This is a genomic window from Synechococcus sp. CBW1107 (genome assembly GCF_015841355.1).
Lineage (GTDB): Bacteria > Cyanobacteriota > Cyanobacteriia > PCC-6307 > Cyanobiaceae > Regnicoccus_A.
Genome location: NZ_CP064908.1, coordinates 1,043,183 through 1,069,958, shown reverse-complemented (window position 1 = coordinate 1,069,958; position 26,776 = coordinate 1,043,183). Strand labels below are relative to the sequence as shown.

At 68.0% G+C, this 26,776-nt stretch carries 28 protein-coding genes; 16 read left to right on the top strand and 12 right to left on the bottom strand.

From position 1 onward, the window contains the following. Nucleotides 1-43 precede the first annotated feature (43 nt). The 4 genes from rpsG to I1E95_RS05700 all read right to left on the bottom strand — a co-directional run bounded on the left by rpsG (nt 44) and on the right by I1E95_RS05700 (nt 3,211). Nucleotides 44-514 (bottom strand): 30S ribosomal protein S7, encoded by a 471-nt coding sequence (gene rpsG, locus I1E95_RS05715; protein WP_197166216.1) that lies wholly within the window; start codon nt 512-514, stop codon nt 44-46. A 59-nt stretch (nt 515-573) separates the two neighbouring features. After that, nucleotides 574-948: a 30S ribosomal protein S12 gene (gene rpsL / locus I1E95_RS05710; protein WP_094555907.1), complete on the bottom strand. Its 375-nt coding sequence runs from the start codon at nt 946-948 to the stop codon at nt 574-576. Nucleotides 949-1,000: 52 nt separating this feature from the next. Then, nucleotides 1,001-1,357 carry an AIR synthase gene (locus I1E95_RS05705; protein WP_197166207.1) on the bottom strand — a complete coding sequence of 119 codons (357 nt, stop codon included), beginning with the start codon at nt 1,355-1,357 and terminating at the stop codon, nt 1,001-1,003. A 66-nt stretch (nt 1,358-1,423) separates the two neighbouring features. Next, nucleotides 1,424-3,211 carry a phosphodiester glycosidase family protein gene (locus I1E95_RS05700; protein WP_231594888.1) on the bottom strand — a complete coding sequence of 596 codons (1,788 nt, stop codon included), beginning with the start codon at nt 3,209-3,211 and terminating at the stop codon, nt 1,424-1,426. A gap of 177 nt (nt 3,212-3,388) precedes the next feature. Here I1E95_RS05700 and gltB point away from each other — a divergent pair, with 177 nt between their 5' ends. Continuing rightward, complete coding sequence (gltB, locus tag I1E95_RS05695; protein ID WP_197166205.1) at nt 3,389-7,987, top strand: glutamate synthase large subunit; 4,599 nt, start codon at nt 3,389-3,391, stop codon at nt 7,985-7,987. A gap of 42 nt (nt 7,988-8,029) precedes the next feature. On the opposite strand, the gene bchM is transcribed toward gltB, so the two are convergent. Next, the gene (gene bchM / locus I1E95_RS05690; protein WP_197166203.1) at nt 8,030-8,749 is read right to left on the bottom strand and encodes a magnesium protoporphyrin IX methyltransferase; all 720 of its coding nucleotides are present in this window, start codon (nt 8,747-8,749) and stop codon (nt 8,030-8,032) included. Between the two features lie 27 nt (nt 8,750-8,776). Next, complete coding sequence (locus I1E95_RS05685) at nt 8,777-9,952, bottom strand: N-acetylglucosamine-6-phosphate deacetylase (protein ID WP_197166202.1); 1,176 nt, start codon at nt 9,950-9,952, stop codon at nt 8,777-8,779. Between the two features lie 136 nt (nt 9,953-10,088). On the opposite strand from I1E95_RS05685, the gene purE reads away from it, so the two are divergent. The 3 genes from purE to I1E95_RS05670 are packed head-to-tail and all read left to right on the top strand — an operon-like array spanning nt 10,089 to nt 13,282. Further along, a complete protein-coding gene (purE, locus tag I1E95_RS05680; protein ID WP_197167155.1) occupies nt 10,089-10,586 on the top strand; it encodes a 5-(carboxyamino)imidazole ribonucleotide mutase in 498 nt (165 codons plus the stop codon). 3 nt (nt 10,587-10,589) lie between these two features. Then, entirely contained in the window at nt 10,590-12,146 is a 1,557-nt protein-coding gene (locus I1E95_RS05675) for a glycosyltransferase family 39 protein (RefSeq protein ID WP_197166200.1), read from the top strand. Beyond that, the gene (locus tag I1E95_RS05670; RefSeq protein WP_197166199.1) at nt 12,143-13,282 is read left to right on the top strand and encodes an AI-2E family transporter; all 1,140 of its coding nucleotides are present in this window, start codon (nt 12,143-12,145) and stop codon (nt 13,280-13,282) included. Before I1E95_RS05675 ends, I1E95_RS05670 begins: the two co-directional genes overlap by 4 nt. Here I1E95_RS05670 and cysC read toward each other — a convergent pair. Continuing rightward, entirely contained in the window at nt 13,242-13,865 is a 624-nt protein-coding gene (cysC, locus tag I1E95_RS05665; protein WP_197166198.1) for an adenylyl-sulfate kinase, read from the bottom strand. The two genes, I1E95_RS05670 and cysC, sit on opposite strands and share 41 nt — an antisense overlap. Nucleotides 13,866-13,948: 83 nt before the next feature. After that, complete coding sequence (locus I1E95_RS05660; RefSeq protein ID WP_197166197.1) at nt 13,949-14,275, bottom strand: translation initiation factor; 327 nt, start codon at nt 14,273-14,275, stop codon at nt 13,949-13,951. Nucleotides 14,276-14,322: 47 nt separating this feature from the next. On the opposite strand from I1E95_RS05660, the gene I1E95_RS05655 reads away from it, so the two are divergent. Further along, nucleotides 14,323-14,577, top strand: coding sequence for a hypothetical protein (locus I1E95_RS05655; protein WP_197166196.1), 255 nt, complete (start codon nt 14,323-14,325; stop codon nt 14,575-14,577). 25 nt (nt 14,578-14,602) lie between these two features. Further along, nucleotides 14,603-15,883: a tryptophan synthase subunit beta gene (gene trpB / locus I1E95_RS05650; protein WP_197166195.1), complete on the top strand. Its 1,281-nt coding sequence runs from the start codon at nt 14,603-14,605 to the stop codon at nt 15,881-15,883. Nucleotides 15,884-15,901: 18 nt separating this feature from the next. Here the strand turns inward: trpB and I1E95_RS05645 are convergent, their stop codons facing one another. The 3 genes from I1E95_RS05645 to I1E95_RS05635 form a co-directional block, all read right to left on the bottom strand. After that, the gene (locus I1E95_RS05645; protein WP_231594887.1) at nt 15,902-16,708 is read right to left on the bottom strand and encodes a 20S proteasome subunit A/B; all 807 of its coding nucleotides are present in this window, start codon (nt 16,706-16,708) and stop codon (nt 15,902-15,904) included. Between the two features lie 23 nt (nt 16,709-16,731). Further along, entirely contained in the window at nt 16,732-17,733 is a 1,002-nt protein-coding gene (locus I1E95_RS05640; RefSeq protein ID WP_197166193.1) for a heat-inducible transcriptional repressor HrcA, read from the bottom strand. Nucleotides 17,734-17,834: 101 nt separating this feature from the next. Further along, entirely contained in the window at nt 17,835-18,185 is a 351-nt protein-coding gene (locus tag I1E95_RS05635) for a rhodanese-like domain-containing protein (protein WP_231594886.1), read from the bottom strand. Between the two features lie 68 nt (nt 18,186-18,253). Between I1E95_RS05635 and I1E95_RS05630 the strand changes: the two genes are divergently transcribed. The 10 genes from I1E95_RS05630 (at nt 18,254) to I1E95_RS05585 (ending at nt 26,422) form a co-directional block, all read left to right on the top strand. Beyond that, nucleotides 18,254-19,891, top strand: coding sequence for a DUF3352 domain-containing protein (locus I1E95_RS05630; RefSeq protein WP_197166190.1), 1,638 nt, complete (start codon nt 18,254-18,256; stop codon nt 19,889-19,891). A 2-nt stretch (nt 19,892-19,893) separates the two neighbouring features. Beyond that, entirely contained in the window at nt 19,894-20,424 is a 531-nt protein-coding gene (locus I1E95_RS05625) for a histidine phosphatase family protein (RefSeq protein WP_197166188.1), read from the top strand. Nucleotides 20,425-20,491: 67 nt separating this feature from the next. Further along, entirely contained in the window at nt 20,492-21,682 is a 1,191-nt protein-coding gene (locus I1E95_RS05620; protein ID WP_197166187.1) for a citrate synthase, read from the top strand. Nucleotides 21,683-21,772: 90 nt separating this feature from the next. Then, complete coding sequence (gene nuoH, locus I1E95_RS05615) at nt 21,773-22,894, top strand: NADH-quinone oxidoreductase subunit NuoH (protein WP_197167154.1); 1,122 nt, start codon at nt 21,773-21,775, stop codon at nt 22,892-22,894. 99 nt (nt 22,895-22,993) lie between these two features. Continuing rightward, nucleotides 22,994-23,605, top strand: coding sequence for an NAD(P)H-quinone oxidoreductase subunit I (ndhI, locus tag I1E95_RS05610; RefSeq protein ID WP_197166185.1), 612 nt, complete (start codon nt 22,994-22,996; stop codon nt 23,603-23,605). Further along, complete coding sequence (locus tag I1E95_RS05605; RefSeq protein ID WP_197166183.1) at nt 23,605-24,231, top strand: NADH-quinone oxidoreductase subunit J; 627 nt, start codon at nt 23,605-23,607, stop codon at nt 24,229-24,231. The genes ndhI and I1E95_RS05605 overlap by 1 nt, the downstream gene beginning before the upstream one ends. A 2-nt stretch (nt 24,232-24,233) precedes the next feature. Next, nucleotides 24,234-24,560, top strand: a complete 327-nt coding sequence (nuoK, locus tag I1E95_RS05600; RefSeq protein WP_197166181.1) for an NADH-quinone oxidoreductase subunit NuoK — start codon at nt 24,234-24,236, stop codon at nt 24,558-24,560. A gap of 54 nt (nt 24,561-24,614) precedes the next feature. Next, nucleotides 24,615-25,574: an NAD(+) kinase gene (locus tag I1E95_RS05595; RefSeq protein WP_197166179.1), complete on the top strand. Its 960-nt coding sequence runs from the start codon at nt 24,615-24,617 to the stop codon at nt 25,572-25,574. A gap of 62 nt (nt 25,575-25,636) precedes the next feature. Continuing rightward, nucleotides 25,637-26,185, top strand: coding sequence for a CYTH domain-containing protein (locus tag I1E95_RS05590; protein ID WP_197166177.1), 549 nt, complete (start codon nt 25,637-25,639; stop codon nt 26,183-26,185). Between the two features lie 51 nt (nt 26,186-26,236). Continuing rightward, nucleotides 26,237-26,422 (top strand): hypothetical protein, encoded by a 186-nt coding sequence (locus tag I1E95_RS05585; RefSeq protein ID WP_197166175.1) that lies wholly within the window; start codon nt 26,237-26,239, stop codon nt 26,420-26,422. A 57-nt stretch (nt 26,423-26,479) separates the two neighbouring features. On the opposite strand, the gene I1E95_RS05580 is transcribed toward I1E95_RS05585, so the two are convergent. Beyond that, nucleotides 26,480-26,749: a LuxR C-terminal-related transcriptional regulator gene (locus I1E95_RS05580; protein ID WP_197166173.1), complete on the bottom strand. Its 270-nt coding sequence runs from the start codon at nt 26,747-26,749 to the stop codon at nt 26,480-26,482. Nucleotides 26,750-26,776: the final 27 nt, after the last annotated feature.

Sequence of the window (26,776 nt, the reverse complement as noted above, 5' to 3'; positions counted from 1 at the left end):
TGATCTGACTGAAGGCGCCCGCCATTCAGCCAGGAAAGGGTGCTCAGTAGCGGTAGTGAGCGAAGGCCTTGTTGGCCTCGGCCATCTTGTGGGTTTCCTCGCGCTTGCGCACGGCACTGCCAGCTTCGTTGGCGGCGTCCATCAGTTCACCGGCCAGCTTCTGGGCCATGCTGCGGCCGTTACGGGCCCTGGAAAAGTTGACCAGCCAGCGCAGAGCCATGGCGGTGCCGCGTTCCTGCCGCACTTCCATGGGGACCTGGTAGGTGGCGCCGCCCACCCGGCGTGCGCGGACCTCCACCAGGGGGGTGGCATTGCGCACGGCCGTTTCGAACACCTCGAGAGGGTCGCTGCCGGTGCGGTCGTTGATCAGACCGAAGGCGTCGGAGAGGATCCGCTGAGCGGTGGACTTCTTGCCGTGCTTCATGAGCCGTGCCACGACCATGGAGGCCAGGCGGCTGTTGAACTGGGGGTCAGGAAGAATCGGGCGCTTCTCAGCAGCGTTGCGGCGGGACATAAACCTGTGGGGATCGGCGGTGCGAGGGAGTGGGAGGAAAGACGATCAGGGGCCTGAGATCAGCCCTTGGGGGTCTTGGCGCCGTACTTGGACCGGCTCTGGCGGCGGTCCTTGACACCGGAGGTGTCAAGAGTGCCGCGGATGATGTGGTAGCGGACGCCGGGAAGGTCCTTGACGCGGCCTCCACGGATCAGCACCACGGAGTGCTCCTGCAGGTTGTGGCCGATCCCGGGGATGTAAGCCGTGACTTCGAAGCCTGAGGTGAGACGCACCCGAGCCACCTTGCGGAGGGCCGAGTTCGGCTTCTTCGGGGTGGAGGTGTACACGCGGGTGCAGACCCCGCGTCGCTCTGGGCAGGCGCGAAGTGCGGGTGACTTGGTCTTGCGGGTGAGGTGCTGCCGCTCGGTGCGGATCAGCTGCTGAATCGTGGGCATCGAGGGCCGGAGAATTAGGCCGGACGTCCGACCGTTTCGACAATCCGTCACCTTACTTTGTCGTGGTCCCCCCGGGGCCTGTGCGGCTGAAGGCGGCTCCGCAGGCGCAGCAGCTCACCCCCCCGCTGGAGCGGATCAGGAAGCCTCCACCGCTGAGATCCCCGCGGTAATCGAGGCTCAGCCCCGCCAGCAGGGGAACCTGAGCAGAGGGGGCGTGCAGGGTGATGCCATCGGCCCGGGCCACGGGAACCCCCGCCAGATGGCCGGGACGGATCCGGATCACCCACTGCTCGCAGCCGCCCTGCACCAGGTCGAGGTGCATCAGGCCGGGGGTTCCGGCCACAGCGGCCTGGCGGCCGAGCTCGGCCGCCGCCGCTGCTGACAGGCGCAGGCTCAGACCCTTGGGCATGGGGCGGTCGCGCTCGTCGGCGGCAGAGGCTGATTCCAGCTTGCCAGGGCTTGGAGCCCATGGGGTTCAGCGTCCGGCTCTCTCACTGCCCAGGGCCTGCCCGCTTCGGGGCACCAGACCGAGGCCGTTGTGGATCGAGGCGGCCACTCCCCGGCCCCGCACAGTCTGTGTGTTGCCGACGAACAGTCCGGTGGAGCTGCCTCCATCGAGGTTGAGGGCCTCACGCAACCCCAGTTGCCGCAGCAGGACGGCTGTTTCACCCAGGGTCGGCCCGGCGTGATCCACCCCCTGCAGCGTCAGCAACCAGATCTGGCGGCCATCGCTGCCGATCACGGTGCGTGGTGCCCCTTGGCCCTGGAAGGCGCTGCTGAAACCTTCGGCCGTGCCGTTGAGGACGATCCGACCACCCAGGAGCAGCAGGGGTCCACCCCCCATCACGTAGGCCTGCTGGCCGAGCGGGTCACTGGGTTGGCTGGAGAGCGTGAGCCGGCTGGCCTCAGGCCAGGGGGGCATGACACCGGCCCTGCCCACCACCAGGGTGTCTTCGCGGCCCAGGGGGATGCCCCGTTGCAGCTGGGCGCCATCAAGCCGCTGCAGCACCACCCCGTCCCGGATCAACACCCCCGCTTCGTTGCCGCTGAGGGCCTGGTAACCGCCGCCCCAGTCGGCGGTGTAGCGAGCCAGGCCCCGCTGCACATAACCACTGTTCAGGCTCGAGAGGGGCCAGCGCTGGCCCCTCTCGTCGATGAGCTGTTCCTGAAGGGACAGCCTGCCGAAGCTGGGCAGGCCTCCGGGCTGCCAGCCCATGGCCCCACGGTTGAGGATCGGTCCGGAAAGCCAGCGTCCCTCGGCCTTGAGGGCCCCCAGGGGCAGCCTCCGGATGCGGTTGAAGAAGCCGCCGTTGATGGCCACAAGGGCCTGCTCCCGCTGGGCCAGGGCTGTGAGCGAAGACAGCCCCTGCATCCCGGAGGGACTGGTGAGCAGCCGCAGATCGAGGGGACTCTGGCGGGGATCGAAGCGGACGCTGCTGATCAGCATCCGCCGCGATCCCACGGGCAGCACCTGACGATCGATGCTGACACTGCGATTGAGCAGGGCCTGCAGCCTGGGATCGAGGGGCGGCACAGCCGGGGTCGCCGCCGGTGTTCCCCCGTCGGTGGACCCCGGAGGGATGGCGAAGACCACCCGGTCGGGTCCCCCGAGGGTCAGGACCCGGCCCCCACCGCTCGGTCGCAGCAGCAGCCCCTCACGGCTGGAGCTGACCGGCACGCCCAGTCTCTGCAGTTGCGAGCGCTGGTCAGCGGTGCTGAGCAGGCCCAGCAGAATCTGACCCGATTCCTGACGGACCACCGCCGCCCCGTTGAGATCCAGCACCACCCGGCGATCGGGTCCCGGGGGTGAGGCCCTCACCCGAACCAGACCGGGCAGAGGCATCTCCAGAACCAGGCGGTCTCCGTCGCTCTGAATGCGGACCCCGGCGGCCTGCAGCAACGGGCTGGCCTCGATGGCCACCTCGTCGTCGAGGCTGCGCTGGTCGCCGGTGGACACCAGTTGCTTCCGCCCGAACCACTCCAGCTCCAGACTTCCATCGGCGCGGCTGCTGCTGGCGACCCCCAGCTGGCCCTGCAGCACCTCGAGCGGCAGCCACACCTGGGCGGGGTTGCCCCCGACGGCCGGGAGCCATTGCCAGCGGGCGCTCTGCTCCCGACCATTGATGACGATCCGTTGGCCCTCCTGGCGCGGAGCGGAGGGGCTGCGGGCCAGCAGTTCACCGAATCTGGCCCCAGCCGTGGAGGCGGTGGGGCCGGCCTGGGCCCGTAAAAGGGCGCCGTCGGCGGCCGGCAGCAAAGCCATCACCGCCAGACTGATCAGCCCGGCTGGCAGGGATCGGCAACGCATCACGATTGGACCCGTATCCGTTGGTGGTGAACGCTAACGCTGAACCCACGTCTCTAGGATCAAAATCCCTTTCCGCGCGGAAGTCGCCTTGTTCGAGGCTTCTGCGGTCTACCGACAGGTTTTTGCCGGGCTATGCCTCTTCATCGCCGCTCTGCTTGGCCCCATTGCGACAGTCCGGCGCCCACGGAGGTCGCGGGTGAGAAGGATGCCTGCGGGGTTGGCTTTCTGGCCCAGCTGAGCGGTGAGCCCAGTCACTGGCTGCTGGAGCAGGCCCTGCGCGGCCTGGGCTGCATGGAGCACCGCGGCGGCTGCGGCGGCGACGGCGATTCCGGCGACGGCGCCGGGGTGCTCTGCGGCATTCCCTGGAGCTACCTGGGGGAGGTCTGGCCTGAATCCGCCCAGGCGGCGGAAGGTCGCCGGGGCCTGGGGATGGTCTTCCTGCCGGTCGCGGAGCCGAAACGCCAGGAGTACAAGCGCCTGTGTGAGCAGGCGGCCTCCCTGGTGGGTCTGCGCAGCCTGGGCTGGCGTGAGGTGCCCGTGGATCCCTCGGTTCTCGGACCCCTTGCGCTTCAGACCGCCCCACGCATCGAGCAGTGGCTGGTGGAAGGCCCCGAGCCGGGCGATGCGCTCGAATCCCAGCTGTTCCGCTGCCGGCGCCGGGCCGTCGATCTGGTGCGGGCCGCTCCGGGCGGTGATCCCAACGACCTCTACTTCGCCTCCTTCAGCGGCCGGACCCTTGTGTATAAGGGCATGGTGCGCTCCGAGGTGCTGTCGGCCTTCTATGCCGATCTGCGTGATCGGCGTTTCGCGGTGAGTTTCGCGGTCTATCACCGCCGTTTCAGCACCAACACCCTGCCGCGATGGCCCCTGGCCCAGCCGATGCGGATCCTGGGTCACAACGGGGAGATCAACACCCTGCTGGGGAACATCAACTGGGCCCAGGCGGCCGAGTCCCATCTCGATGCGGTCTGGGGTGAGGCAGCCTCCGACCTCAAGCCCGTGGTCAATGCCGCCTTCAGTGATTCGGCCAATCTCGACGCCATGCTCGAGCTGATGGTTCGCAGTGGCCGACCGATCACCGACAGCCTGCTGACCCTGGTGCCGGAAGCGTTCCGCCAGCAGCCCGAGCTGGAGTCCCGCCCGGATGTCCGGGCCTTCTACGAGTATTCCGCCTGTCTGCAGGAGCCCTGGGACGGTCCGGCCCTGCTGGTGTTCAGCGACGGCCGCAGTGTGGGCGCGACCCTTGATCGCAACGGACTGCGCCCCGCCCGCTATTGCATCACCAGCGATGGCCTCGTGGTGATGGGGTCGGAAACCGGGGTGGTGGAGATCGACGAAAGCCGCATCGTCGAGAAGGGCCGCCTCGGTCCCGGCCAGATGCTGGCGGTGGACCTCGAGCAGGGCCGGCTGCTGCAGAACTGGCAGGTGAAGGAGGAAGCGGCCTCCCGCTATCCCTATGCCGCCTGGCTGCAGGAACATCGTCGCTCGCTCGAGCCCCAGCCCTGGCGCACGGAGCATCAGCTCGGCGACCTCGACCTCCTCCGCCATCAGACCGCCTTCGGCTTCACCGCCGAGGATCTGGATCTGGTGATCGAGGAGATGGCCGGCCAGGGCAAGGAACCCACCTACTGCATGGGCGACGACATCCCCCTGGCGGTGCTCTCGGGCAAGCCCCACCTTCTCTACGACTACTTCAAGCAGCGCTTCGCCCAGGTCACCAATCCTCCGATCGATCCGCTCCGCGAGGAGCTGGTGATGAGCCTGGAGATGCACCTGGGGCGGCGAGGATCGGCCCTGCGGCCGGAGCCCTCGGCCGCCTCGGTGCTCCACCTGGCCACGCCTGTTCTCAACGAATCCGACCTGGAGGCCCTGCCCCACCAGGGCCTGGCCACCACCACCCTCACCACCCTCTATGGGCTGGATCAGGGGCCAGCTGGCCTGGAGGCCGCTGTGCAGCGTCTCTGTCAGGCGGCGGAGCAGGCGGTGCAAAACGGCAGCCAGATCCTGGTGCTCTCCGATCGGGCCGCCGAGGGACTGAGCGCCACCACCACCTTCATCCCGGCGCTGCTGGCCGTAGGCGCTGTCCACCAGCATCTGCTCAGGCTGGGGGTGCGCCTGCACTGCTCCCTGGTGATCGACACGGCCCAGTGCTGGAGCACCCACCACCTGGCCTGCCTGATCGGTTTCGGCGCCAGCGCCGTCTGCCCCTGGCTCACCTGGGAGACCACCCGCCACTGGCTGGACCACCCCAAGACCCGCTCCCTGATGGAGCGCGGCAAGCTGCCGGCGATCGATGCCGCCAAGGCCCAGGCCAACGTGCGCAAGGCCCTGGAGGCCGGCCTGCGCAAGATCCTCTCCAAGATCGGCATCTCGCTGCTCGCCAGCTACCACGGCGCCCAGATCTTCGAGGCCATCGGCATCGGCGCCGATCTGATCGACCTGGCCTTCCGCGGCACCACCAGCCGGGTGGCAGGCCTCAGCCTGCGTGATCTCGCCAACGAAACCCTGGCGTTCCACGCCAAGGCCTTCCCCGAGCTCAACCGCACCAAGCTCGAGTTCATGGGCTTCGTGCAGTACCGCTCCGGTGGTGAGTTCCACCTCAACAGCCCGGAGATGGCCAAGGCCCTGCATGCGGCGGTGGCCGCCGGTCCCGGCTACGACCATTTCGCCACCTACCGCACCCTGCTGGAGAACCGTCCGGTCACAGGCCTGCGCGACCTGCTGGAGCTGCGCCCCTCCCCCACCCCCCTGCCGATCGAGCAGGTGGAGAGCGTGGAGAGCATCTGCAGCCGGTTCTGCACCGGTGGCATGAGCCTTGGGGCCCTGTCCCGTGAGGCCCACGAGGTGCTGGCGGTGGCCATGAACCGGATCGGCGGCAAGAGCAACAGTGGGGAGGGAGGAGAGGATCCGGCTCGCTACCACCCGCTCACCGATGTCGACGAGGAGGGCCGCTCCGCCACCCTGCCCACGCTTCGGGGCCTCGTGCCCGGTGACAGTGCCTGCTCGGCCATCAAGCAGGTGGCCTCGGGGCGTTTCGGCGTCACTCCGGAGTACCTGCGCAGTGGGCAGCAACTCGAGATCAAGGTGGCCCAGGGGGCCAAGCCCGGTGAAGGGGGCCAGCTGCCCGGTCCCAAGGTCGATGCCTACATCGGCTGGCTGCGCAACAGCAAGCCCGGTGTGGCGCTGATCTCCCCGCCGCCCCACCACGACATCTATTCCATCGAGGATCTGGCCCAGCTGATCCACGATCTGCACCAGGTCCATCCGACCGCCAAGGTGTCGGTGAAGCTGGTGGCCGAGATCGGCATCGGCACGATCGCCGCCGGCGTGGCCAAGGCCAATGCCGATGTGATTCAGATCTCCGGCCATGACGGCGGCACGGGAGCGTCGCCCCTGAGCTCGATCAAGCACGCGGGCAGCCCCTGGGAGCTGGGGCTCTCGGAAGTGCACCGCAGCCTCCTCGCGAACGGACTGCGCAACCGGGTGCTGCTGCGGGCCGACGGTGGGCTCAAGACCGGCTGGGACGTCGTGATGGCGGCCCTGCTCGGCGCCGAGGAATACGGATTCGGTTCGGTGGCCATGATCGCCGAGGGCTGCATCATGGCCCGTGTCTGCCACACCAACAATTGCCCGGTAGGGGTGGCCACCCAGAAGGAGGCCCTGCGCAAGCGCTTCACCGGCCTGCCGGAGCACGTGGTCAATTTCTTCCTCTACGTGGCTGAGGAAGTGCGCCAGTTGCTGAGCGTGCTCGGCGTGGCCCGTCTGGACGACCTGATCGGCCGGGTGGAGCTGCTGCATCCCCGGCAGGTGGCTCTGGCCAAGACCAGCGCCCTCGATCTCACCTGTCTTCTGGCCCCGCTGCCCGGTTCCGACGACCGCAGCTGGTTGCGCCATGACAGCCACGCCCACGGCAATGGAGTGATCCTCGAGGATCAGCTTCTGGCTGATCCCGAGGTGCTCGCGGCCATCGAGCAGCACGGGCACGTGGCCCGTCGCCTGACGATTGTGAACACCGATCGCAGTGTCGGGGCCCGCCTGGCTGGAGAGCTGGCTGCCCGCCACGGCAACAAGGGGTTCGAGGGCCTGCTGGATTTCTGCTTCGAGGGTGCCGCCGGCCAGAGTTTCGGCGCTTTCACCCTGCAGGGCATGAACCTGCGCCTCGAGGGGGATGCCAACGACTACGTCGGCAAGGGCATCAACGGCGGCCGCATCACGGTTGTGCCTTCGGCCGCAACCCGTGATCCCGGCAACCAGGTCATCCTGGGCAATACCTGCCTCTATGGCGCCACCGGGGGCGAGCTGTTCGCCCTCGGGCGGGCCGGGGAACGCTTCGCCGTTCGCAACAGCGGCGCGCGCACCGTGGTCGAAGGTTGCGGAGACCACTGCTGCGAATACATGACCGGTGGGGTGGTCGTTGTCCTGGGCAGCACGGGACGCAACGTGGCTGCGGGCATGACAGGGGGTGTGGCCTTCCTCCTGGACGAGGAGGACGCGCTGGGAGGGCTCCTCAATCCCGAGATCGTCTCGGTCCATCCGCTGGAGACCCCCGAGCAGGAGCAACTGATCAAACCTCTGCTGGAGGCCCACCTCGAAGTCACCGGCAGCCGCCGGGCGGCCGAGATCCTGGCGAACTGGCCGCAGTGGCGCTCACGCTTCAAGGTTCTTGTTCCCCCCAGCGAGGTGGCCACGGTGGGCCTGCTGGAGCGCGAGAAACTGGCTATGGCCACCTGACCGGACTCGGTCGGTGGAGGCCTCCCGGGCGTGGCTGACGACTCAGCCGCGCTCGAATTCGATCAGGCGTGAGAAATAGAATGGAGCCTGGTTGAGGCTGCGGCGCCTGGGCTGGAAGCCGGCCTCGGAGGCGGCGGCAACGATGCCGTCCTCCCGCAGGGTGTAGGCACGGGTGGTCTTGCTCGGCCCAGGGAAGAGCTGCCCGATCGATTTGAGCAGGGCCAGCAGGGGGGTGTAGGGGGCAAAACTCACGATCAGCCGCCGTTCGGCCAGCCCGCCGAGGTGACGCACCATCTCCTCGGCCGCGGCCTGGGGGTAGTGGATGAACACGTCCAGGCAGATCACCGTGTCGTACCTGCCCTGGAGGCTCTCCAGGTCCGAGGCGCTGAACTGCACCTGCTCAGCGGGGAGCCGGCTGCCTTCCAGACGACGACGGGCCTCCTCCACCATGGCTTCGGAGAGGTCACTGGCGGCGATGCTGCCTGCCCCGAGTCGGGCCAGGGGCAGGCTGAGGCTGCCGACGCCGCAGCCGGCATCACAGAAGCTGCGCTGGGCCAGATCGCCCTCCTCCTGCAGCCACTCGAGAACCTGATCCACCGTTTTCTGATGCCCCAGGCGGATGTTGCGCTGCACCTTGTTGACGTCGTCGCTGTCGCTGTAGATCCGCTTCCAGCGCTCGAAGCCCGTGCTGTTGAAGTAGTCGCGCACTTCGGCCTTCTCGGCCAGCTTGGCGCCGACGTCCGGCGCTGGAGAGGTGGCCATGGCTGCGCTGGCAGGAGTTGCCGGATCTTAAGGAGCCGCTTCGGACCCGCGCTGCCAGCGCACCTCCCCGTCCGCTCCTGCCCGCCAGCGCAGGGTTTCGTTCAGGGGCCGTCCAAGCAACAGCTGGGGAAGCGTCCGCCGCTCCCCCAGCACACGCCGGGGCACGAGGGTGGCGGCGGCGATTGCGCGGCCCGGTTCACCGCTCCAGCGGGCCAGGCGCGTCACCCCCTCCAGCAGGGGCAGGGTCACGCCCGCCAGGGTGCCGTCCTCCAGCCGGCAGCTGCCGTCTTCCACCAGCAGCACCCGTTCATCCCAGCGGTGGCGCCCCTCAGTCAGGCCATACGGTCCGAGCGCGTCGCTCACCAGCAGCACCTGCTCAGGGGCCAGCCGCTGCAGCAGAACCGCCATCGAGGGGGCCACATGCACCCCATCGGCGATCAGGCCGAGAGCCACATTGCCGCGCAGCAGCGCCGCCGCCACCGGACCGGGGGCTCGGCGGTGCAGGTCGGGCATGGCATTGAAGACATGGGTGAGCATGCCCACCCCCGCCGCGAACGCCCGCCCGGCTTCTGCCTCCGTGGCCGCGCTGTGGCCGAGGCTCACCACGATGCCGTGCTGACGGAGGGCGGCGATCACGGCATCGGCCCCCTCGAGTTCGGGAGCCAGAGTCACCAGGGCGATCTCCTGCTCATAGCCGCTGATCCGCTCCTGCAGGGCCTCAAGGCTGGGGACCGCCAGGTGGGCCTCGGGGTGGGCGCCGCGTCGCACCGCTGCCAGGAAGGGACCCTCCAGATGGGCGCCCAGCAGCTGACAGCGCCCGGGCCGGTGCTGGAGGCGGGCCTGTCGCAGCACGGCCAGCGCCTGGCGCAGGGGAGGCACGGCGCAGGTCACCAGGGTCGGACAGATCGCCTCCACCCCATCGGCCCAGAGCAGCTCCAGCAGCTCCAGCAGCCGCGGCAGGTCGGCCGGCTCCAGCTCGGGGAAGGCCAGGCCCAGGCCTCCGTTGATCTGCAGATCCACTCCCGTCGGGCTGATCCAGTCGCCGGCCCAGTCGAGGCCGGCGGCACAGCTGCCGGCCTCGACTGGCACCACCCGGACGATCAGACCCCGGCTGTCCACCCCGAGGCGCCAGTGCCGCTCGGAACCATGGCGGCCCGTCGACGCCTCGGGCAGACGGACGTTGCTGATCCAGCGCACGGTCATCGGCTCCGGGGCGAACGGGCGGGGAGAATGCCATCCTCGCCGCATGGCCCCTGCCTTGACCCTCGAACCCGTTTCCGCTGAGGCCGCCAACCCGTCGGGGCCCGGCTCAGGGGCTGTGCCGCTGGTGGCCGTGGTGATGGGCAGCGATTCCGACCTGCCGACGATGCAGCCGGCGGTGAAGGTGCTCGAGAACTTCGGCGTGGTCGTGGAGGTGCGGGTGCTCTCGGCCCATCGCACCCCACGGGAGATGGTGCACTTCGCGGAAGCCGCCGCCGGCCGGGGCCTCAAGGTGATCGTGGCGGGGGCCGGCGGCGCCGCCCACCTGCCGGGAATGGTGGCGGCGCTCACCACCCTGCCGGTGATCGGTGTGCCGGTGCTGAGCAGGGCTCTCTCGGGGGTGGATTCGCTCCATTCGATCGTTCAGATGCCGGCCGGGATCCCCGTGGCCACCGTGGCCATCGGTAATGGCACCAATGCCGGTCTGCTGGCGGTCCAGATCCTGGCCACAGCCGATCCGGCCCTGGCCGAGCAGCTCAGGCAGCATCGTCTGCAGCTCCATGATCAGGTCTGTGCCAAGGACGCCCGCCTGCAGGATCTCGGGAGCACGGCCTATCTGGCTGCCATGGAGGGCTGAGTGATGCAAGTGTCGAGCTCGGCAACAGGCTCTGGGGCGGCCCGACGGCCACCGGCGGCCGCCTGGATCTGGTGGCTTCTGCTGTTCTGCGCTGGAGCTCTCAGCCGCTGGCTCACCCGCACGGAGCTTGTGCAGGCCTGGGATGCCGGCAATTTCGTGCTGGCTCTCACCGACTTCGACCTCGACCGCCACCAGCCACACCTGCCCGGCTGCTTCTGGTGGCTGATCAACCTCGGACGCCTGAGTCTGCCACTCACCGGAGGCAACGGGGTGGCGGCCCTGGAGCTGGTGAACGTCCTGGTGTCGGCCGCGGCTCTGCCCTTCGGCTGGATCCTGGCCCGGCGCTGGGGGGGCCAACGGGCCGCCTGGTGGATGGTGGTGCTGCTGTTCAGCAGTCCCCTGCTCTGGTTTTACTCCAGCCAGCCTCTCAGCTACGGCACCGAGCTGGGCTGGGTCATGGCGATCGCCTGCTGTGCCTGGTTCGTGGCCGAGGGGGATCCGCGCTTCCTGCCCCCCCTGGCGCTTCTGATGGCCACCGCCGGCGGCATCCGGCCGAACACCCCGCTGTTTCTGTTCCCCCTGGTGCTGGTGTGCTGCCTCAGGGGCTGCCGCCGGGGCCTGCGGCCCTGGCGGCTGCTGGTGGCCGTGGCCCTCGGCCTCGGGGTGCTGGTGTGGTGGGGCCTGGCCTTTCTGGACGAGGCGGGCGGCCCGGGACCATTCTGGTCGCAGCTGATGGCCTGGAAAGGCGACCATGCCCAGCAGGCTTCCGACCGAGGAGTGCTCGGCAACGGCTGGTTGCTGATCCGCACGGTGGCGCTCACGGCTCCGGCTGGTCTGGGCCTGGCTCTGGGCACCAGCTGGGCAGGCCCGGCCGCCCAGGCCGCTGGGCCGCCACCCCGGCAGGTGCGGCTCTGGCGGCGCTGGTTCATGGCCCTCTGGGTGACCCCCTCGGCGCTCTACCTGCTGATGGTGCATTTCACCCGCATGGGGCATGCCACCACCATTCTCCCGGCCGTGCTGCTGCTGCTGGCCGCGCGCCTGGCGGAGCGGGCCGACGGGGACGGTGCTCTGAGCTGGCCCCGTCCCCTGCTGCTGGTTCTCACGTTGCAATGCGCCCTGTTCCTGCTGGTGCCCGGTGATCGCTTCCTCGAAAATCTGCGCTCCTACGATCACGAGTGGGGACTGGCGATCCGAGCGGTGAAGCGCTTCGATCCGGCGACCACCCTTGTGGTGGTGGCCGGCCGCTCCGACCGCCGGGCCTACCGCCTTCCCTCGGTGCATCTCCCCGCGTATGACCATGGTGAGGCCGATCTGGTGCTCGACCAACGGGACGAGAGCATCGAGGTGCGCCCGCCTCTGCGACGGGTGGTGATGATCGACCGCGGGCTCTCGGTGCAGCCGGGCGATGTGCCGGGCGGGCGGTTCGAGCAGCTGATTCCCGGACGGCTTCAGCTGATCGAGGTGGCCGTGCCCCCCTCGGGTCTTGAGGTGTTCCGCCGGAAGGTGAAGCCCCTGCCCTCAGATGCGCCGGACCCGGCGACAGCGGATCCCTCGTCATGATCCGCCCGGCCCCCTTCACCGCCTGGCAGAGGCTGGGCCTGGCCTTGCCCCTGCTGGTGCTCAATTTCTGGGTGCTGCGTCAGCTGTTGCTGCCGCTTGCACCCTTCCCGGCACTGTTCCTCACCGCGGCGCTGATTGCCTTCCTGCTCGATCTTCCCAGCCGCTGGCTGACGGGCCGAGGCCTGCCCCGGCCCCTGGCCCTTGCCCTGGTGCTGGGAGTGGGCCTGCTGGTGCTGGTGCTGGTGGCCCTCTGGATCATTCCCCTGCTGGTGGAGCAGCTCGCGGATCTGCTCACGGCCTTGCCGGGCTGGTTTGTGGAGGCGGAAAACCTGCTCACCCAGGCTCAGGCCTGGGCGGTGGAGCATGGTCTGCCGGCGGATTTCGGCGACCTCAGCAGTGCCCTGCTGACGCGCTCCACCCAGTACGCCTCCCAGCTGAGTCAGAAGCTGCTCGGACTGCTCGGCGCCACCCTCACCCTGACGATCAACAGCGTGATCGTAATCGTTCTGGCCATCTTCCTGCTGCTGGGAGGCGAGTCGATCAGCCTCGGCCTGGCTCGCTGGTTGCCGGCCAGCTGGCGGGAGATGGCGCTGGGCACCGTGAACCGCACCTTCCGCGGGTACTTCGGCGGCCAGGTGATCCTTGCGCTGATTCTGAGCGCAGCCCAGATCGTGGTCTTCACCCTGCTGGGAATCCCCTATGGCGTGCTGTTCGCCGTGGCGATCGGGTTCACCACCCTGATCCCCTATGCCAGTGCCTTCACCATCGTGCTGGTCAGCCTGTTGCTGGCGCTGGAGGATCCCAGCACCGGCCTGGAGGTGCTGGCCGTGGCGATCGCCGTGGGCCAGGTGGTCGACCAGGTGATCCAGCCCAGGTTGATGGGCAAGATCGTGGGATTGCAGCCGGCCTGGCTGCTGCTCAGCCTGCCGGTCGGGGCCCGGATCGGCAGCCTGCTGGGCCTCGGCGACCTGCTGGGCCTGCTGCTGGCGGTGCCGGTGGCCAGTTGCCTCAAGGCGTTCCTTGATGAGGTGGCCCGTCGCCTCGGTCTGCCCGAGCCGGAACTTCTCCTCAGGCAGGGGGCCATGGATCGACTGCTCAGCCCTCCGCGATCAACCCCTGACGCTCCAGATAGCTGATCACCTGGGCCACGTTCTCCTCCAGCCTGCCGCCGGTGTCGACCAGCAGCTCAGGGGACTCCGGGGCCTCGTAGGGGCTGGAGATGCCGGTGAACTCCTTGATCACGCCGGCACGGGCCTTGGCGTACAGCCCCTTGGGATCCCGCTGCTCGCAGACCGCCAGATCGGCGGCGCAGTGGATCTCGATGAAATCGCCGCTCTCCACCAGGGCCCTGGCCCGGTCGCGGTCGGCCCGGAAGGGCGACACGAAGGCTGTGAGGGTGATCACGCCGGCGTCGAGGAAGAGCTTGGCCACCTCGCCGATGCGGCGGATGTTCTCTTCCCGGTCGGCATCGGAGAACCCCAGGTCCTTGCAGAGGCCATGGCGCACGTTGTCGCCATCAAGCAGGTAGGTGGCCAGCCCCCGCCGGAACAGCTCCACGTTCACGGCGTTGGCCAGGGTGCTCTTGCCAGCACCGGAGAGTCCCGTGAACCAGAGGATCGCGCTGCGGTGGCCGCGCTGGCTGGCGCGGGAGTCGCGGTTCACCGAGGCCTCATGCCAGACGATGTTGGTGGCTTTGCTGTCGGTGCGAGAACTGGTCATCGACTGAGTGAAGATGAGGAGAGCAATGGGGTGATGGTCTCACCTTTCCCACCCCCTGGTGGTTTGGAGTGACCAGCGGCTGATCAGCCACCCGCCTGCCGGGGCCGGAAGCCTTCCGCCGTGAGCGTCTCCAGGCAGGTGGTCACCTGATCCCCCTGCAGCTCGATCACGCCGTCCTTGAGGGTGCCGCCGCTGCCGGCTGTGGCCTTGAGCCGCTTGAGCAGGGCCCGGGAGTCGGCCTCACAGATCTCGAGGCCGGTGATGACTGTCACGGTCTTCCCTCCCTTGCCCGCCTTGGTGCGCTGCACCCGCACCCGTTGCTGCGGCCGGGGTGGAACCGCTGCATCCGCAGCCGCCGGCCGGGCGGTGCTCGCCGCGGCGCTGAATTCCTGCCAGCCTCCCTTGCCCATGGACCCTGTTGCCGCTACGCCTTCCATCACAGCGCACCCCTGAGCCGATGGATCTGCCGCCCGTCCGCTTCGAGATGCTCCGCCTCGATCTGGTGCCAAGCCCGGCGCCGGCCTCCTGCCGTCCTGTGCCGGGAGCCGATGCCCGCTCCCTGACCTTTTCGATGGTGGAGGCGCCGCCCTGCCGCGATCCCGCGGCGGGGCTGGCCATCGATGAGCCCCTGGGCTGGCCGCCGTCCCGCTCCTCCGCTGACGACAGCTGGACCCTGCCACCGCCCCCGGTGCCGCCGCGGCCTGCTTCCTAGGCTGGGGTTCCCCGATCGATCACCGGTGACGAGCACCCTTCCCCCGATCCCACCGGATTCCGGGACCCTCCCGGATTCCGCCGCCCTGGAGGTGGGGGCCCGACCCAATGCGCTCGGGCGCTTCGGGCGCTACGGGGGCCAGTACGTGCCCGAGACCCTGATGCCGGCCCTGGCGGAGCTGGAGCAGGCGGCGGCTGAGGCCTGGGCCGATCCCGCCTTCACCAGCAGGCTCAATCATCTGCTCAAGACCTACGTGGGACGCCCGTCGCCGCTCTACGAAGCGGAGCGTCTCAGCGCCCATTACCGGCGCCCCGAGGGCGGCCCGCGCATCTGGCTGAAGCGCGAGGACCTCAACCACACCGGCGCCCACAAGATCAACAATGCGCTCGGTCAGGCCCTGCTCGCCCTGCGCATGGGCAAGAAACGGATCATCGCCGAGACCGGCGCCGGCCAGCACGGTGTGGCCACCGCCACGGTCTGTGCCCGCTTCGGCCTGGAGTGCGTGATCTACATGGGCGCCGAGGACATGCGCCGCCAGGCCCTGAACGTGTTCCGGATGCGCCTGCTGGGGGCCACGGTGCAGCCCGTCACCGCCGGCACCGCCACCCTCAAGGACGCCACCAGCGAGGCGATCCGCGACTGGGTGACCAACGTGGAGAGCACCCACTACATCCTGGGGTCGGTGGCCGGACCCCACCCCTACCCGATGCTGGTGCGTGATTTTCACGCCGTGATCGGCGAGGAAACCAGGGTCCAGTGCCAGGAAGCCTTCGGCCGTCTGCCCGATGTGCTCCTCGCCTGCGTGGGTGGCGGGTCCAACGCCATGGGTCTCTTCCATCCCTTCGTCACCGACACCTCCGTGCGCCTGATTGGCGTGGAGGCGGCTGGCGACGGCGTGGCCACGGGCCGCCATGCCGCCACCATCACCGAAGGTCGTGTCGGGGTGTTGCATGGGGCCATGAGCCTGCTGCTCCAGGACGAGCAGGGGCAGGTGCAGGAAGCCCACTCGATCAGCGCCGGCCTCGACTATCCGGGAGTGGGCCCGGAGCACAGCTACCTGCAGGAGCTGGGACGGGCTGAATACGCTGCCGTCACCGATCAGGAGGCGCTCGATGCCCTGCGGCGGGTCAGCCTTCTGGAAGGCATCATTCCGGCTCTGGAAACAGCCCACGCCTTCGCCTGGCTGGAGCAGCTCTGCCCCACCCTGGCGCCGGGCACCGAGCTGGTGATCAACCTCTCCGGACGCGGCGACAAGGATGTGAACACGGTGGCCGACCGGCTCGGGGAGCAGCTGGCCGGGGGGTGACCCAGGTTGCGGGGTCGCTCAGGTGGGGACTCCGGACCGCTCCTGCTCCCAGGGAAAGCGGGGCAGCCGTTGCATCGCCTGGCGCTGACTCTCGATCCAGATCCGGTTGATTTCGGCGATTTCGGTTGCGCCCCGCTCCAGTCTCTGGTGGTGCGCCACCGCCAGGCTGTCCCGCGGATAGATCGCCACTTCGAACGGGGGTCCCACGGTGAGGTTGGAGCGCCGGGTGATCACCTGCGACACCAGACAGAGCCGGGCAGCGTCTTCCAGCGACATCCGGCAATGTCCCACCGAATCGAGCGGCGGCTTTCCGTACTTGCTCTCCCCGATCTGCAGGAACGGTGTTTCGGGCGTGGCCATGATCGCGTTGCCCTGGGGGTAGATCAGATACAGGCCATGGGGCTGGCCGGCGATCTGGCCGCCGAGGATGAAACTGGCCTCGCCGCTGGCACCCACCTGGTGCAGCGCCGAGTGGTTCTCGTTCTGCACCTCCACACTCAGCCGGCCGATGTAGGCGGCCACTTCGAAAAGATAGCTGGCACTGAGCAGATCGTGTTGTCTGGACGCCCCACCGGACCCCCCCTGACCGACCAGCGGCAGCCCCGCCATGGGCGATCCATCGCGCCTGGCCTGGTTCAGGTCGCGCTTGATGTGATTGATCACCGCCTGGGTCGTGGCCAGGTTGCCGGCGGCCAGAAGCATGAACAGCCGGTCGGGAGCCGGCTCGAAGATGTGCAGTTTCCGGTAGGAGGAGATGTAGTCGACACCGGCGTTGGTGCGGGAGTCGGAGGCCATCACCAGGCCGGCCTCCAACCAGAACCCCACGCAATAGGTCATTCCGTCGGGCCTCAGCTGAGCAGACGCTGCAGGCTAGTGGCCACTGAGCGCACCGCTGAGATCGCCGTGGCATAAGCCATCCGCATCGGTCCCAGCAGGGCCACCTGGCCTTCGCTGCCGTCTCCGCTCCGGTAGGTGGCCCGCACCACGGCGCAGTGGCGCAGGGCGGGGTGGGGATGCTCCGCTCCGATCCAGATCCCCTCCGGATCCTGCTGCCTGGACGGATGCAAAAGACGCTGAGGCTCCTCCTCCACCAGCTGCAGCAATGGCCTGAGATCGGCACTGCGGCTGAATTCGGGCTGGGCCAGGAGCCCGCCCATGCCCACGACAACGGCACCGTCGCCATCACTGCTTCGGGCCTGACGATGGCTGCGCAGGGCCTGGCGCAGCACGCCGCCGCTGGTGCGCAGCTGGGAGGGGAGGCTCTCCCAGCGGATGAGGCCCCCAGGAGGGCCGTCCAGTTCCGTCTGCAGCCACCTCTCCAGGGCTGGAAGTTCCGGACTGGCCCCGGGGGGCAGGCGCAGGTTGAGGCTGCTGGCGACCAGGGCGTTCTCCACCAGCAACACCAGCAGCCGCTCGCCATTGGGCACCAGCCGGATCGCCTGCAGACGGGACTCGGCCCGCTGAGGACGGGTGATCAGACTCATCAGACCCGTGAGATCGGCCAGGCGACGGGCCACATGCAGAAGCAGATCATCGAGTGCCGCCCACTGCAGGCTCAGGCCCAGCATTTCCCGCTGCAGCTGAACCGCCCCGGCACCGGGGGCCGGCAGCAGCGCATCCACGTAGAGGCGGTAGCCCTGCTGGCTGGGGATGCGGCCGGCCGAGGTGTGGGGCTGCAGCAGCAGGCCCCGTTGCTCAAGCGCTCCCATGGTGGAGCGCACGGTGGCCGCGCTGGCGGGCAGACCGAAGCGGCGGATCAGGGTGCGGCTGCCCACCGGCTCCATGGTGTCGACGTAGTGATGCACCGTGGCCTGCAGCACCTGCTGCTGGCGGTGGGGCAGGGCGATCACATGCGCGCTGGCGGGATGGGAGGCTCTGATGGTAAAGAAGAAATCCCCTCTCCAGCCGGCCTGTTGCGGTCAGGATGGGAACCGGTGCCGCTGAGCGGCCCTCAGTAGCGCGGCACCGAGGAATCCACCTCCACGCTCCAGGCGTCGATGCCACCCTGCAGGTTGAGCACGTCGTCGTAGCCCTGGGCCTCCATCAACCAGCAGGCGAACTGCCAGCTGCGGATTCCGGCATGGCAGAGCACCACCACCGTCCGGTCGCGCCCGATCAGGCTTTCCACACGCTCCACCCACTCCGCTGAGCGGCTGAGCGGCAGATGCAGCACCGGCTCGTTCAGCGACGCCATCTCGAGTTCAGCCGGTTCACGCACGTCAACCAGCAGCAGCGGTTCGCCGGCGAGCAGCCGTTGCTGGAGCGCACTGGCACGGATGGCCCTTGGAATCGGGGTGGTCATGGGATCCATGCTGACAGTCCAGCGGGCGTGGTCATGGTTGAAGATGACAGGACCCCTGCGTGCGGCGCATGAAGGCTCGCCCCTTCCTGGCGGCTGTGCTGACGGCAGCTCTGCTCCTGCTCTCCCTGGGGGGAGGCTTCTGGTGGCTGGCGCTCCGTCAGAGTCCCCTCCGCCTGGAGCGGCAGCCGCTGCATCTGCCCCTGGCTGCCCGCTTCGTGCCGCGCACCGCCCTGCTCAGTCTTCATCTCCTGGTGGAACCTGACGACCTGGTGGCCTATGCCAGGGCCGTGGCTCCCCCGCCCCAGCGCCGGGGGGCAGCCGGACTGATGCTGAATCTGCGCGATGGTGCCTACGCCACGGCCGGCCTCGACTATTCCAGCGAGCTGGCCAGCTGGCTGGGCCCCGAAACCAGCCTGGCGGTGATCGCTCCGGAGGGGAGCGACGGCCCCAGCGGCTGGCTGCTGGCCCTGGGCTGCCGCGAACCCGAGGGCGCGCGCCGCTTCCTTCAGCGTTTCTGGCAGTCCCGCAGCCTGGCGGGCACCGCTCTGCAGATCAGCAGTTACCGGGGCATGGGGCTGATCAGCGGGCGGGGAGCCCTGGTGGGTGAGACCACTCAGCCCATGGCCACGGCCCTGATCGACGACCGGCTGGTGTTGATCGCCTCCGGCCGTGGGGTGCTGGAGCAGGCCCTCGATGTCTCTCAGATCGAGGAACTCAACCAGGCGGGACAGGACTCGCTCCAGGCCGCGGTCGGCCGACTGGAGCGGGGAGTGGCCCTGCTCACCGCCCGCCCGCAGGCCTTCAGCGACTGGCTCGATCTCCCCCCCACCCTGACCGGAGCCGAGGGGCTTGGTGACCTGGTGGCTTCGCTGGTGCCGGCCGGCCGGGGCCTTCAGCTCCAGGCACTGCTGCCCGTGCGTCAGGACCTGCCGCCGCTGCAGCTGGATCCGCTCCCCGATCTGCTCGCCGGATTGAGCGGTCCGGTGGCCAGTCTGGCCCTGCTCCAGGATCCGGCCTCCCTGCTGGCGGACCAGGGCGATCCGGCCAGCGCTGACCTCTGGAACTCCCTGGTGGGGCCGCTGCTTCGGCAGACCCTCGCTCAACTGAACGGACCGTTGCCGACACTGGTGGCGGCCGCCGACCATGGTCCCCTGCTGGCCCTGAGCCGCCGGGAGGGCTGGATGCTCGCCACGGCCACCACGGCCCTGACCACGGAGCAACTCCGTCCTGCCCTGATCGAGCAGGGCTACAGCCCGGCGCCCCTGAGCCGGGCCGGTCGGACCCTTCAGGTGTGGAGCCGCCTGGAGGCTCGCCCCGGAAAGGGCGATCCGGACCGGTTGCAGGCCACGCTGGCCGGTGCCCGCTTCGATCAGGGTGACACAACCTGGTGGGGTGAGGGCCTGGCGGCCCTCGACGATCAGCTGCAGGGCCGCCAGGCCCCCCAGGAGCGGGTCGAGCAGCTGCAGACTCTGGGGACCCGCAGCGCTCCCCTGCAGGCTGCCCTGGCTGCCGAACCCGCCCAGGACCTTCTGGTGCCCTGGCACCCCTGGCAACTGGTCACCGGCCTGGTGGGCCATTCCCTGGTGGGAGGCGTGAAGGGCCTGGCCTTCAGTGTGGCGATCGAGCCTCCCCTGCTGGAGGATGCGCCGCCGCCGCTCGGACCGTCGTCGCTGCTCGCCCTGCGGGCCCATCTGGAGCTGGGCTGACCATGGCCGGTGTCACCCTGCTGTTGCTGCGCCATGGCCTCGCCGAGGAGCGCCAGGCACCCGGCCCCGGTGTGCGGCCCGATGGCGAGCGTCCCCTGACGGAGCGGGGCCGCCGCCGGACGGCCGCGGTGGTGCGGCGGCTGCTCGACCTGGAGCTGCACTGCGATCAGCTGCTGAGCAGTCCACTGGTGCGGGCCCTTCAGACGGCCCAGATCGCAAGGGAGGAGGGGCTCTGCGCTGCGCTGGCGATCGCCGCCGAACTCGCCCCCGGTGCCGACCCGATGCCTCTGATGGAGCAATGGCTGGCAGCGGATGGCCCGCTGGCCGGAGGTGGCCGCCTTGGACTGGTGGGCCATGAACCCGACCTCAGCGCCCTGGCCGCCCACCTCTGTGGCGCTCCCTGCGGAGCCCTGCGCCTGAAGAAGTCCGGAGTGGCCCTGCTCGAGTTGCCTGCCCCGGGCAGCCTGGCCCACCGCCCCCTGGCGGGCAGCGCCTGCCTGCGCCTGCTGCTCAGCCCCGCCTGTCTCATCTGAGGGCTGGTCAGCAGGGCTACGGCAGGGGGTGAAGCCTCGACCTAGCTTCGGATCTGAAGCAGGGACGATGCGGATGGTGATGGATGCAAACCGGGTCGCGGCCGAAGCGGCGCCCGTCTTCCGTCCCGGACTGGAGGGTGTGCCGGCGACCCAGTCGGCCATCTGTGACATCGATGGCCTCCGGGGCCTGCTCACCTACCGCGGCTATCCCCTCGAGGAACTGGCGGCCCACAGCACCTTTCTCGAAACCACCCATCTGCTGATCTGGGGAGAGCTGCCCACCGTCGAGCACCTGCGGGCGTTCGAGCAGAACGTGCAGATGCACCGGAGGGTGAGCTTCCGCATCCGGGACATGATGAAGTGCTTCCCGGCCGACGGGCACCCCATGGACGCGCTGCAGACGAGCGCGGCCTCCCTGGGACTGTTCTATTCCCGCCGGGCCCTGGATGATCCCGCCTACATCGAGGCGGCGGTGGTGCGCCTGATCGCCAAGATCCCCACGATGGTCGCCGCCTACCAGCTGATCCGCCTGGGTCAGGATCCGATCCAGCCCCGCGACGATCTGTCCTATTCGGCCAATTTCCTTTACATGCTGACCGAGCGGGAGCCTGATCCGCTGGCGGCCAGAATCTTCGATTCCTGCCTGATCCTGCACGCCGAGCACAGTCTCAACGCCAGCACCTTCAGTGCCCGGGTCACCGCCAGCACCCTCACCGACCCCTACGCCGTGGTGGCCTCGGCGGTGGGCACCCTGGCCGGCCCCCTCCACGGCGGTGCCAACGAAGACGTGCTGGCCATGCTCGAGCAGATTGGCAGCGAGGACCGGGTGGAAGCCTGGCTGGACCGGGCCATTGCCGAGAAGCAGAAGATCATGGGCTTCGGGCACCGTGAATACAAGGTCAAGGACCCCCGGGCCGTGATTCTCCAGGGCCTGGCCGAGCAGCTCTTCGATCGCTTCGGTCACGACGCCATGTACGACGTGGCCCGGCGGGTGGAGGAGGTGGCCGCCGATCGGCTTGGACCGAAGGGCATCTACCCCAACGTCGACTTCTATTCCGGCCTGGTGTACCGCAAGCTCGGCATCCCCCGGGATCTGTTCACCCCGATCTTCGCGATCGCCAGGGTGGCCGGCTGGCTGGCCCACTGGAAGGAGCAGCTCGGAGCCAACCGCATCTACCGGCCCACCCAGATCTATACCGGTCCGGGCCGCAGGAGTTGGTTGCCTCAGGATGCCCGCAATGCCCTGCCAGGCGTTTAAGTTGCCCTCACCTCAGCGCGCTGCGGAGTTGTCACGGTGTTGATCGACCCGGCACCAGTTCCCCTGACCACCGGCTGGCCCTCTCTGGCGGTGGTCGGTCCTGGTCTTGACCTTCAATCCAGTTTCACCAGCACCCTGGAAGGCTTCGGCCTGAGCCAGGGCGCGGCCCATCTGCTCTGGCTTCCCCTGCCGATGCTGCTGGTGCTGGTGGCCGCCGTCATCGGCGTTCTGGTCAACGTCTGGCTGGAACGCAAGATCTCCGCCGCCGTGCAGCAGCGGATCGGCCCTGAATACGCCGGTGCCCTCGGTGTGCTGCAGCCGATGGCCGACGGCCTCAAACTGCTGTTCAAGGAAGACGTCATCCCTCACCGCGCCGACGGGCTGCTCTTCACCCTCGGTCCGGTGCTGGTGCTGGTGCCGGTGATCCTCTCCTGGCTGGTGGTTCCCTTCGGCCAGAACCTGCTCATCAGCGATGTGGGCATCGGCGTGTTCCTCTGGATCGCCCTCAGCAGCATCCAGCCGATCGGTCTGCTGATGAGCGGTTACGCCAGCAACAACAAGTATTCGTTGCTGGGTGGGCTGAGAGCCGCCGCCCAGTCGATCAGCTACGAGATCCCTCTGGCTCTGGCGGTGCTGGCCGTCGTGATGATGAGCAATTCGCTCAGCACCGTTGACATCGTCAACCAGCAGAACGGTGCCGGCATCCTCAGCTGGAACATCTGGCGCCAGCCGGTGGGCTTCCTGATCTTCTGGATCTGCGCCCTGGCGGAGTGCGAGCGCCTCCCCTTCGACCTCCCCGAGGCGGAGGAGGAACTGGTGGCCGGCTACCAGACGGAATACGCCGGCATGAAGTTCGCCCTCTTCTATCTGGGCAGCTACATCAACCTGGTGCTCTCGGCCCTGCTGGTGGCCGTGCTCTATCTCGGCGGCTGGGGATTCCCCCTGCCTGTGGAATGGCTGGCCGGAGTCCTCGGCCAGCCGGTGGATGCCCCGCTGGTGCAGGTGATCACAGGCTCGGTCGGCATCGTCATGACGGTGCTGAAGGCCTATCTGCTGGTGTTCATCGCCATCCTGCTGCGGTGGACCCTTCCGCGCGTGCGCATCGACCAGCTCCTCGATCTGGGCTGGAAGTTTTTGCTGCCGATAGCCCTGGTCAATCTGCTGGTCACCGCTGGCCTCAAGCTCGCCTTCCCCGCCTTTTTCGGCGGCTGAGCCCCCCGCCGGTCATCATGGGTCCAACTTTCAGGTCCCTCCTGAGCCCCAGTCCCAGCTCCCCAGCTCCTGTCTTCCTTCCTCTCCGACTCTCCTGCCATGTTCGGATTCCTGCAAAAGGTCGGTGACTACACCAAGGACGCCGTAGGCGCAGCCAATTACATCACTCAGGGCCTGTCGGTCACGTTTGATCACCTGCGCCGACGGCCGATCACCGTTCAATACCCCTACGAGAAGCTGATTCCCTCGGAGCGCTATCGCGGCAGGATTCATTACGAGTTCGACAAGTGCATCTCCTGTGAAGTCTGTGTTCGCGTCTGCCCCATCAACCTGCCGGTTGTCGACTGGGTGATGAACAAGGAGACGAAGAAGAAGGAGCTCAAGAACTACTCCATTGATTTCGGAGTCTGTATCTTCTGCGGCAATTGTGTGGAGTATTGCCCTACCAACTGCCTCTCCATGACTGAGGAGTACGAGCTGGCGGCCTTTGATCGCCACAGCCTCAACTACGACAACGTGGCCCTGGGCCGCCTTCCCACCAGCGTCACCAGTGATCCTGCCGTGGTGCCCCTGCGCGAGCTGGCCTATCTGCCCAAGGGTGAAATGGATCCCCATGGCGTCGATCCCTCCAGGCCGAGGGCCGGACAGCTGCCCGAGCAGGTGCAGGCCGAGATGGCGGCCTCAGCCGCCAAGTCCGTGGAGAACGCCTGATGACGATCGCGTCCGTCACCCAGCTCATTTGCTTCACCGCCCTCTCCCTCACGCTGGTGCTGGGCTCCCTGGGAGTTGTGCTGTTGCCTAACATTGTCTATTCGGCCTTCCTGCTGGCTGGCGTGTTCCTCTCCGTGGCGGGTCTCTACCTGCTGCTCAATGCCAGTTTTGTTGCCGCGGCGCAGGTCCTGGTCTACGTGGGCGCCGTGAACGTGCTGATCCTGTTCGCGATCATGCTCGTGAACAAGAAAGAGGCCATGGCCGAGATCCCCGGTCTGCTTCTGCGCCGGGTGCTCTCCGGGGGTGTCTGCCTCGGTCTGTTCCTGTTGATCCTGCGGGTCGATCTCACCACCCCCTGGGCGGTTCCCGGGCCCACTCCCCTCGGGGATGACGCCACGGTGCTGATCGGAATCCATCTGTTCAGTGATTATCTGTTGCCCTTCGAACTGGCCTCGGTGCTGCTGCTGATGGCGATGATCGGAGCGATCGTGCTCGCTCGTCGCGATGTGTTCAGCAGTGATGTGATCACCGGTGAAGCAGCCGATCAGGGCCTGATCGAAAAGGAACGCACCCCCCTGCTGCTGGAGAGTCCCGCCGGCGAGACCACCCTGCTGGAGAAAGTCTGATCATGCCTCCCACATCCATCGACATTCCGCTCCAGGCCTACCTGGTGCTCGCCGCCATCCTCTTCTGTACAGGGGTCTGGGGCCTGATCAACAGCCGTAACGCGGTGCGGGTTCTGATGAGCATCGAGTTGATGCTCAATGCCGTCAACATCAACCTGATGGCCTTCTCCAGCTACATCGATGGTCAGCAGATCCGTGGCCAGGTCTTTGCCATTTTCGTGATCACCGTGGCTGCTGCCGAAGCGGCCGTGGGTCTGGCGATCCTGCTCTCCCTCTACCGCAACCGCGAGACCGTCGATATGGAGCGCTTCAATCTGTTGCGCTGGTGACCTTGCCCGCCTTCTCCCCTACGGTCCGCCGATGCGGGATTCGCGCCTGATTCCATGCAGCTCCAGCGGGTCTGGCTGATCGTTCGCTCCGGCAGCCAGGCGGCTCAGCGCCAGGCACGACGCTGCTCCGAAGACCTGCGCTCCCAGGGGGTCCAGGTCACAGTCGCCAGCAGCGGAGCCAGCTCCAACCCGTTCCCGGGCCTGCTGGCCACCGAGCCTTGTCTGCCAGACCTCACCGTGGTGCTGGGCGGAGATGGCACCGTCCTGGGCGCGGCCCGTCACCTCGGTCCCCTGGATGTGCCGATCCTGAGCTTCAACGTGGGCGGTCACCTCGGATTCCTCACCCATGAGCGCAAATTGCTGGTGCTCAGCACCACCTCTTCGGAAGACAACCTCTGGCAACGGCTCCGCGATGACCGCTTCGCCCTCGAGCGCCGCATGATGCTGGAAGCCTTCGTCGATCGCGGCGATGGGGTTCCCGAAGGGGATGAGCCCGAGGATCCCAGCGCCGATGGGCCCGCCCGACTGCACCGTGCGCTCAACGATTTCTATTTCCGTCCCTTCCTCGATGAGCTCTCGCCCACTTGCGTGCTGGAGCTGGAGATCGACGGGGAGGTGGTGGATCAGTTCCGCGGCGATGGACTGATCATCGCCACTTCCACCGGCTCCACCGGTTACGCCATGGCGGCGGGAGGCCCGATCCTCCATCCAGGAATCGATGCCATCGTGGTCAACCCGATCTGCCCGATGAGCCTCTCCAGCCGGCCGGTGGTGGTGCCACCCCGCTCGCAGCTGGCGATCTGGCCCCTTGGGGAGCCGAGCCGGCGGGTGAAGCTCTGGAAGGACGGAGCCCACGCCACCATGCTGGAGCCTGGTGATCGCTGCGTGGTGCAGCGCTCCAGCCACTGCGCCCTGATGGTGGTGCTGCAGCAGAGCCCCTCCTACTACCGCACCCTCAGCCACAAGCTGCACTGGGCCGGCGACCTCACCGCCTCGGAACCCTCCGCCAACTGAACGCAGAACTCGGCGACGGGCCTGACGCCAGGATGGGCCGGACGGTGTGTGGGTCTGGATCGGTGGCTCTGGAGATCGAGCGCCGCTTCCTCGTGCGGGGAGCGGGGTGGAAGGAGCACATTCTCTGGCGGCAGCACCTCTGCCAGGGGTACCTGCAGGCTTCAGCCGATGGGGTCACCGTGCGGGTGCGCCTGGAGGACGAGCGTGACGAGGGGGCGAAGGCAGCCAGGGCCTGGTTGACTCTCAAGGCCACCGTCACCGCCGTCACCCGGGCCGAATTCGAGTATGAGATTCCCGTCGCCGATGCCCGGCAGCTGCTGGGCCTGGCCTCGGCCAGCCTCCATAAGGAGCGCTACGGGCTTGACCTGCCCGGCGGGGAGTGGGTGCTTGATGTGTTCGAGGGGGAGAACTCGCCTCTGGTGGTGGCTGAAGTGGAGCTGGAGCGGGAGGAGCAGGCGCTGGTGCTGCCACCGTGGTGCCATCGGGAGATCACCGGACTTGGGGAGCTCAGTAATGCGGCCCTGGCCCGACGTCCCTGGAGCTGCTGGCCCGAGGCGGACCGGCAGAGTCTGTTGGCGGATGGCCTTTGTAACGACAGCGACATCAGCTAGGATTTCATTAAGGATTTCTCCTTAATCTCTCCTCCCCGCCCCGTTCCGTCCGTGATCGGCCTCTACGACCACCAAGGCGTGCTCCGCTTCGCCGGCCGCGACACCGACGATTGCCTCGACTACGCCGATCTGTTCGGGCTTCGACCCGACGGCTACAGCCTGCAGTCCCTCACCGCCACGGTCGAGGTACCGTACCTGCCGAGGACGGTTTCGGCCGGCATGTCCCAAAGCGTCTGATCGAAGCTGGAACCCTGCCCTGAAGGGGCCTGATCAGGCTCATGGCCGGAGTCCGAATCAGCCTTCAGCGCTGGGTAAATGGCAGCAGTTGAAGCCATCCCGGCAGATCTTGCCGTTATCCATCGCCCAGTTCAACAGGGCCACGCGGTTCTTGGCGCCGGTCTTGGTGAAGATATTGCTGACGTGGTTGTCGACCGTTCGCTTGCTGATCATCAGCTCAAGGGCGATTTCCTGATTGGTCAGGCCCGTCGCGACCCGCTCGATGATTTCCAGCTCGCGTTCCGAAAGATTGGAGCGCAGCTGGATGTGATTGTCTCGATCGGACATCCAGACTCCACCCCTCCAAGGTTCCAC

Coding starts and splice junctions, on each gene's coding strand:
- I1E95_RS05595 (WP_197166179.1), top strand. CDS start 24,615: ATGCAGCTCCAGCGGGTCTGGCTGATCGTTCGCTCCGGCAGCCAGGCG.
- rpsL (WP_094555907.1), bottom strand. CDS start 948: ATGCCCACGATTCAGCAGCTGATCCGCACCGAGCGGCAGCACCTCACC.
- I1E95_RS05685 (WP_197166202.1), bottom strand. CDS start 9,952: ATGACCGTGCGCTGGATCAGCAACGTCCGTCTGCCCGAGGCGTCGACG.
- I1E95_RS05625 (WP_197166188.1), top strand. CDS start 19,894: ATGGCCGGTGTCACCCTGCTGTTGCTGCGCCATGGCCTCGCCGAGGAG.
- cysC (WP_197166198.1), bottom strand. CDS start 13,865: ATGACCAGTTCTCGCACCGACAGCAAAGCCACCAACATCGTCTGGCAT.
- rpsG (WP_197166216.1), bottom strand. CDS start 514: ATGTCCCGCCGCAACGCTGCTGAGAAGCGCCCGATTCTTCCTGACCCC.
- ndhI (WP_197166185.1), top strand. CDS start 22,994: ATGTTCGGATTCCTGCAAAAGGTCGGTGACTACACCAAGGACGCCGTA.
- I1E95_RS05700 (WP_231594888.1), bottom strand. CDS start 3,211: ATGGCTTTGCTGCCGGCCGCCGACGGCGCCCTTTTACGGGCCCAGGCC.
- I1E95_RS05660 (WP_197166197.1), bottom strand. CDS start 14,275: ATGGGCAAGGGAGGCTGGCAGGAATTCAGCGCCGCGGCGAGCACCGCC.
- I1E95_RS05670 (WP_197166199.1), top strand. CDS start 12,143: ATGATCCGCCCGGCCCCCTTCACCGCCTGGCAGAGGCTGGGCCTGGCC.
- I1E95_RS05630 (WP_197166190.1), top strand. CDS start 18,254: ATGAAGGCTCGCCCCTTCCTGGCGGCTGTGCTGACGGCAGCTCTGCTC.
- I1E95_RS05655 (WP_197166196.1), top strand. CDS start 14,323: ATGGATCTGCCGCCCGTCCGCTTCGAGATGCTCCGCCTCGATCTGGTG.
- gltB (WP_197166205.1), top strand. CDS start 3,389: ATGCCTCTTCATCGCCGCTCTGCTTGGCCCCATTGCGACAGTCCGGCG.
- I1E95_RS05605 (WP_197166183.1), top strand. CDS start 23,605: ATGACGATCGCGTCCGTCACCCAGCTCATTTGCTTCACCGCCCTCTCC.
- bchM (WP_197166203.1), bottom strand. CDS start 8,749: ATGGCCACCTCTCCAGCGCCGGACGTCGGCGCCAAGCTGGCCGAGAAG.
- I1E95_RS05675 (WP_197166200.1), top strand. CDS start 10,590: ATGCAAGTGTCGAGCTCGGCAACAGGCTCTGGGGCGGCCCGACGGCCA.
- I1E95_RS05580 (WP_197166173.1), bottom strand. CDS start 26,749: ATGTCCGATCGAGACAATCACATCCAGCTGCGCTCCAATCTTTCGGAA.
- I1E95_RS05620 (WP_197166187.1), top strand. CDS start 20,492: ATGCGGATGGTGATGGATGCAAACCGGGTCGCGGCCGAAGCGGCGCCC.
- purE (WP_197167155.1), top strand. CDS start 10,089: ATGGGCAGCGATTCCGACCTGCCGACGATGCAGCCGGCGGTGAAGGTG.
- I1E95_RS05635 (WP_231594886.1), bottom strand. CDS start 18,185: ATGACCACCCCGATTCCAAGGGCCATCCGTGCCAGTGCGCTCCAGCAA.
- nuoK (WP_197166181.1), top strand. CDS start 24,234: ATGCCTCCCACATCCATCGACATTCCGCTCCAGGCCTACCTGGTGCTC.
- I1E95_RS05705 (WP_197166207.1), bottom strand. CDS start 1,357: ATGCCCAAGGGTCTGAGCCTGCGCCTGTCAGCAGCGGCGGCGGCCGAG.